Here is a 6000-nt window from a genome sequence, read left to right on the forward strand (position 1 = left end):
TTCGCTCCGCTCTGCCAAAAAAGAGCAAACTGCATTGTTCATCTAGATAGTAGATACGATTGTGGCGCATGGTCACTGGCTTTTCGTAACTCAATACAATGTATTCGTTTCCCTTAGACTTTGAATATTCATATTGATAGTCAAGCGCTTGGAAGTCTGTCACAGCACCACCGATCGGTGAGTAATGATTCCGAGTCTCAATGTGATCTTTGTAGAGTTCAGTATAGGTCGTCCACCTATATTGCATCGCTTCTACCTTGCCAAACAGTTGAACTTTTGACCGGTGTGCCGTGAACAAGAGAATGCCGTTGAACACAACCAATGCTATCAATACTTTGTATTTATGGGCATTGAAGTAGAAGCTGATCTTTGTGATAAATGCATTCATGGTTGTTAATTGTCACTATCGTTTTTCCGTCATCGGAACGCTTTATTTCTGGGTAAGCTTTGGCTCTTAGTACTTGTTCAAAGTCGTGCTTGTAATACAGCGCTTTCGCCGTTTCATAAAGGTTGAAGACTGTTAGCATGAGCAATGCTGTGAGTAGAAGGCTCCATAAACCTTGGCTTTGACCCGTTTTGATAACACTCATTGGAGGCGTTTTTGGCTTTGGCTCAATTATTGGCTCAGAAACGAGCTTTTCTTGCTCAGCAACATCGAAGTTTAATGCATAGCCAACACCAGGAGTGTTTATGAGAATCGCTTTGTCGTCATCTTCTAGTGTGCGTCGAGTGCGATTGATCAGCTGCGGCAAGCTCTCTTGTGAGATATGCTCATAACCCCAAACCTGTTGAATAATCTCTTTATTGCTGATCGTGTTTGGATGCGCATCAACGAGGCAGTTCAATAATGCTTTTTGTTTATTGGTGAGCTTAATTGTGTCTTGCTCTTCTGTTTTGCCACTCAAAAGGGAGGGCAGTAAATAGTGAGTCGTCCTGTCCCATGTGAATTTCCCTAATACTATTCTATTGTTGTTTTTCATAACCAACTTATTTCGTATTTCAGGCTGTTTTAGGGGAGCGAATTATAGGGAAGTGAAGAAGGAAATCAACGTCTATATTTGAAAATTAATTACGCAAAGCGAAGGTTAAATGTTCAATTTATGATTCAATGTTAATCAGTTGTAAATGAAATTCAATGCCATTTTGTTATCATTTCAGTTTATGCTCTGCTTATATTAATTTCTCTCCAATATGATTTTTTGTTGACTTTCTTTGTCACGAATTCTCTGGTTTTGTCTACTCTTTTCTCCTGTTTTTCTTAAGAAAAATCCAATTTCAATTGCTCACAGAAAATTTATTTTTCCAATAGAAAAGCGCTCAAATTGAGAGATCAATAACAGCTTTAGAACAAACATTTTTGTCTATCGTAAAGAGCGGTAAATTTTGTTGTATGTACAACATTGAGTAATTATCATCCCGACTAATATTTGCTGACTTTTTATTGAGTCACGTTTTTTAGTTAGGAAGAGAGAATTTTCATGACACGTAGAACCACGCTATCGCTCTTGATTGCGTCGAGCCTATTATTGGTCGGGTGTGAACAGAGCCAAGAAGGACAAGCACAAGGTGGTCCAGCGCCGACACCAGAAGTGACGGTAATGACGGTTGAACCGGTTCGCCAAGCGTTAACGGTAGAATTGCCTGGTCGTAGCCGAGCGTTTAAAGAGGCAGAAGTTCGCCCACAGGTCACGGGTATTATTTCTGAGCGCAATTTTGAAGAGGGTGGTGTGGTTGAGAAAGGTCAATCGCTTTACCAGATCGACGATTCTACGTTCCAAGCAGACCTATTAAGTGCAGAAGCGGAATTGATCCGTGCTCAAGCTTCGGAAGAATCGACGTACTCAACAGTTCGTCGTTACCGCGCGTTGATTACGAAGAAATCGATCAGCCAACAAGATCTCGATGAAGCAGAAGCAGCGTACAAAGAAGCGAAAGCGCAAGTGTTGGTAGCGAAAGCGAAGATCAATACAGCGAAGATCAATCTTTCTTACGCACAAGTGAAAGCGCCAATCAGCGGTGTGATCAGCAAGTCTAACGTAACGGCGGGTGCGCTAGTAACGGCAAACCAAGCGGCGACGCTAACGACTATCCAACAGCTAGACCCAATCAATGTTGATATCGTGCAATCTTCTGCTCAGCTACTCCGTTTGAAAGCAGCGATGTCACAAGGTCACTTGCAAAAAGACGAATCCGCTCAAGTAACACTAACGCTTGAAGACGGTTCGACGTATGCGCATAAAGGTATTATGAAGTTTACCGAAGTGAATGTAGATGAAAGTACTGGCAGCGTAACGCTACGTGCAGAATTCGCGAACCCAGATGGCTTATTGCTACCGGGTATGTTTGTGCGCGCAACGGTAACAGTAGGTGTGGACCCAGTGGCGATTCTTATCCCGCAGAACACAGTTACGCGTGACGCAACGGGCAAAGCCTCAGTAATGACAGTGGGTGCGGACAACAAGGTAACAATAACTCCGGTAACAACGGCGGAGTCTATTGGTAACCAGTGGCGTATCACTGACGGTCTGAAAGTGGGTGATAAAGTCATCACAACCGGTCTACAGATGATCCAACCGGGTAGTCCAGTAACTATTCAATCAGGTGAGCAGGCTTAATCATGGCACGATTCTTTATCGATCGTCCGGTATTTGCTTGGGTACTTGCGATTCTGACTATGTTGGCGGGCGTAATGTCTTTGTTCAACTTGCCAGTTTCTCAATATCCAACGATTTCACCGACCACGATCTCAATCAGTGCTCGTTACCCTGGTGCTTCTGCGAAAACCGTAGAAGACTCAGTAACTCAGGTTATCGAGCAAAACATGACGGGTCTGGACTACCTGCGTTACCTAAACTCAAGCAGTGATGCGTTTGGTAATGCCACCATCACGCTGACGTTTGATAGTGAAGCCGATCCAGATATCGCGCAAGTTCAGGTGCAGAATAAACTGCAATTGGCGATGACGTCGCTTCCGATGGAAGTACAAAGCCAAGGTATCGTTGTAAATAAATCTAACACCTCATTCTTGATGGTTGTGGCGGTTTACTCTGAAGACCCGGACTTTACAGAAAACGACATCGGTGACTTTGTTGTTACCAATATTCAAGATCCGATCAGCCGTGTAACGGGCGTAGGTCAAGTGCAAGCGTTTGGTTCTCAATACGCAATGCGTGTTTGGCTAGACCCATTCAAACTGACTCAGTTCAACCTTACTGCAATCGACGTCGCGAACGCTATTCGTGAACAGAACGCACAGGTTTCTTCTGGTCAGTTGGGTGCAGCGCCTGCGCAAAAAGGTCAGTTGCTTAACGCAACGATTTCTTCAGCAAGCCGTCTAACCAGTGTGGCTGAATTCAGAAACATCATTCTGAAATCAGAAGCGAACGGTTCGAACGTTTACCTGAAAGACGTGGCACGTGTTGAGCGCGGCGCAGAAAGCTACGATATCAAAGGTCAGTACAACGGTTTCCCAGCGGCAGGTCTTGGTATCTCGTTAGGTACCGGTGCGAACGCGCTAGAAACGGCAGAAGCAGTAAAAGAACGTCTTGGTCAGCTGAGTGCGACTTTCCCTGATGGCTTGAAGATCGCTTACCCGTTTGAGACAACGCCATTCGTTGATGCGTCGATCAAAGAGGTAATCAAGACACTGCTTGAAGCGATCGTGTTGGTATTCTTGATCATGTACCTGTTCTTGCAGAACTTCCGTGCGACGATCATCCCAACGATTGCGGTTCCGGTGGTATTGCTGGGTACGTTTGCGATCCTTTACGCGACAGGCTTTAGTGTTAACACCTTAACCATGTTTGCGATGGTTCTGGCAATCGGCTTGCTGGTGGACGATGCGATCGTTGTGGTAGAGAACGTGGAACGTGTAATGCACGAAGACGGTCTCGATCCAAAAGAAGCAACGAAGAAGTCAATGGGGCAGATCACTGGCGCACTAGTGGGTGTTGGTCTGACGCTGTCTGCGGTATTCGTACCGATGGCGTTCATGTCTGGCTCTACCGGTGTTATCTACCGTCAGTTCTCTATTACCATCGTAGCAGCGATGACGCTATCGGTATTGGTGGCGATCATTCTTACTCCGGCACTTTGTGCGAGTTTACTGAAGAAAGGCGATGCAGAATTTTCGGATAAGAAAGGCTTCTTTGGCTGGTTCAACCGTAAGTTTGATGCAGCAACAGCGGGTTACGAAGCGGGCGTAGCGAAAATGCTAAAACGCACCGGTCGTATGCTGCTGGTGTTCGCGGCAATGAGTGCCGGCGCAGGTTGGTTGTTCATGAACCTACCAACATCGTTCCTACCGGATGAAGACCAAGGTACCGTGTTCTCAATGGCAATCTTGCCACCGAACTCGACTCAAGAGCAGACTGAAAAGACGCTAGAAAAAGTCCGTAACTACTTCCTTGAAGAAGAGAAAGACAACGTCGCGTCAGTGTTCTCGGTAGCGGGCTTCAGCTTCGCGGGTCAAGGTCAGAACATGGGTATGGCGTTTATCGGTCTGAAAGATTGGTCAGAGCGTGAAGCACCAGGTTCGGATGCGGCTTCGCTAACAGGTCGTGCGATGGGGTACTTCTCAACCATTAAAGAAGCAATGGTGTTTGCATTTGCGCCACCTGCGATTCAAGAGTTGGGTAACGCGACCGGTTTCGACTTCTACCTACAAGACTCAACCGGTAACGGTCATGAAGCGCTTGTAGCGGCTCAATACCAAATCCTAGGTATGGCAGCACAAAACCCGAAACTGGTGGGTGTGCGTCCAAACGGTCAGGCAGATGCGCCGATGTACCAAGTTCATATCGACCACGTAAAATTGCGTGCGCTTGATGTGAGCATCAACGATGTAAACCAAATCCTAGCTTCGGCATGGGGTGGTGCGTACATCAACGATTACATCGACCGCGGACGCGTGAAGAAGGTAATGGTACAGAGTGACGCAGAACACCGCATGCAGCCGAAAGATTTCGACTCGTGGTACGTGCGGAACTCACAGGGCGAAATGGTGCCATTCTCGGCATTCGCAACGGGTGAGTGGACTTACGGTTCTCCGCTATTGCAACGCTTTAACGGTCTACCTGCGATGAACATCCAAGGTGGCGCGGCTCCGGGCGTAAGTACTGGTGAAGCGATGGCAGAAATTGAAGCCATGGTAGAAAAACTGCCTCCTGGCTTTACGGTGAACTGGAACGGCATCTCTTACGAGGAACGTCTGTCTGGTAACCAAGCGCCAATGCTTTACGCGCTGTCGATTCTGGTTGTCTTCCTTGTACTAGCAGCACTGTACGAGAGCTGGTCAGTACCATTCGCGGTTGTGCTTGTTGTACCTCTAGGTGTGCTAGGTGCGGTACTTGCAGTAATGACTCGCGGTATGGATAACGATGTCTTCTTCCAAGTTAGCTTGTTGACCACTGTTGGTCTGGCAACGAAGAACGCGATCCTTATCGTGGAGTTTGCGAAGGAATACTACGAGAAAGGCGCGGGCTTGATTGAAGCAACGCTGCACGCGGTGCGTGTTCGTCTCCGTCCTATCATCATGACCTCGCTTGCGTTTGGTCTGGGTGTAGTGCCACTAGCGATCAGTGCGGGCGTAGGCTCTGCGGGTCAAAACGCGGTAGGTACAGGTGTACTTGGCGGTATGGTAAGTGCGACCTTGCTTGGTATCTTCTTCGTGCCTGTGTTCTTCGTTGTGGTTGAGCGTTTGTTCGACCGCCGCGCAAGAAAAGAGGCTCAAAAAGAGCAAGTGGAATCTACTTCACAACCAACGGCAAGCCAAGAGTAGGACTTAGCGCTAAAGACTAAGTTATACTATTGCTAATAAGTACAAGAAAAGGGCGCTTCGGCGTCCTTTATTTTTGGATTCAATTGGATAGTTTGGTTTAATTTTTACGTCATTCTGAACAGCGAGGGACGAGCGTGATTCATAATCTGCTCACCGAGAGCCTTAGCTTGACGTGAAATATTGAGTGAGAGCGTGTGGCAATTAGATTCCTGATCTCGCCC

3 protein-coding genes are annotated in these 6000 nt (G+C 46.9%); 2 read left to right on the forward strand and 1 reads right to left on the reverse strand.

The genetic code is table 11. The features are described 5' to 3' along the window. Window positions 1-341: 341 nt before the first annotated feature. On the reverse strand, window positions 342-980 hold the full coding sequence (locus VHA02S_RS02100; protein WP_033008669.1) for a winged helix-turn-helix domain-containing protein: 639 nt from the start codon (window positions 978-980) through the stop codon (window positions 342-344). Window positions 981-1478: 498 nt separating this feature from the next. On the opposite strand from VHA02S_RS02100, the gene VHA02S_RS02105 reads away from it, so the two are divergent. Together VHA02S_RS02105 and VHA02S_RS02110 are read left to right on the forward strand one after the other, a co-directional pair. After that, entirely contained in the window at window positions 1479-2615 is a 1137-nt protein-coding gene (locus VHA02S_RS02105) for an efflux RND transporter periplasmic adaptor subunit (RefSeq protein WP_038898123.1), read from the forward strand. A 2-nt stretch (window positions 2616-2617) separates the two neighbouring features. Then, window positions 2618-5779 (forward strand): efflux RND transporter permease subunit, encoded by a 3162-nt coding sequence (locus VHA02S_RS02110; RefSeq protein WP_029789086.1) that lies wholly within the window; start codon window positions 2618-2620, stop codon window positions 5777-5779. Window positions 5780-6000 lie beyond the last annotated feature (221 nt).

The organism is Vibrio harveyi NBRC 15634 = ATCC 14126 = KCTC 12724, from assembly GCF_001591145.1.
Classification (GTDB): Bacteria; Pseudomonadota; Gammaproteobacteria; order Enterobacterales; family Vibrionaceae; genus Vibrio; species Vibrio harveyi.

What these genes read in the sequence shown, in the direction of transcription:
- VHA02S_RS02100 (WP_033008669.1), bottom strand. Translation starts at nt 980, where the DNA reads ATGAAAAACAACAATAGAATAGTATTAGGGAAATTCACATGGGACAGG.
- VHA02S_RS02105 (WP_038898123.1), top strand. Translation starts at nt 1,479, where the DNA reads ATGACACGTAGAACCACGCTATCGCTCTTGATTGCGTCGAGCCTATTA.
- VHA02S_RS02110 (WP_029789086.1), top strand. Translation starts at nt 2,618, where the DNA reads ATGGCACGATTCTTTATCGATCGTCCGGTATTTGCTTGGGTACTTGCG.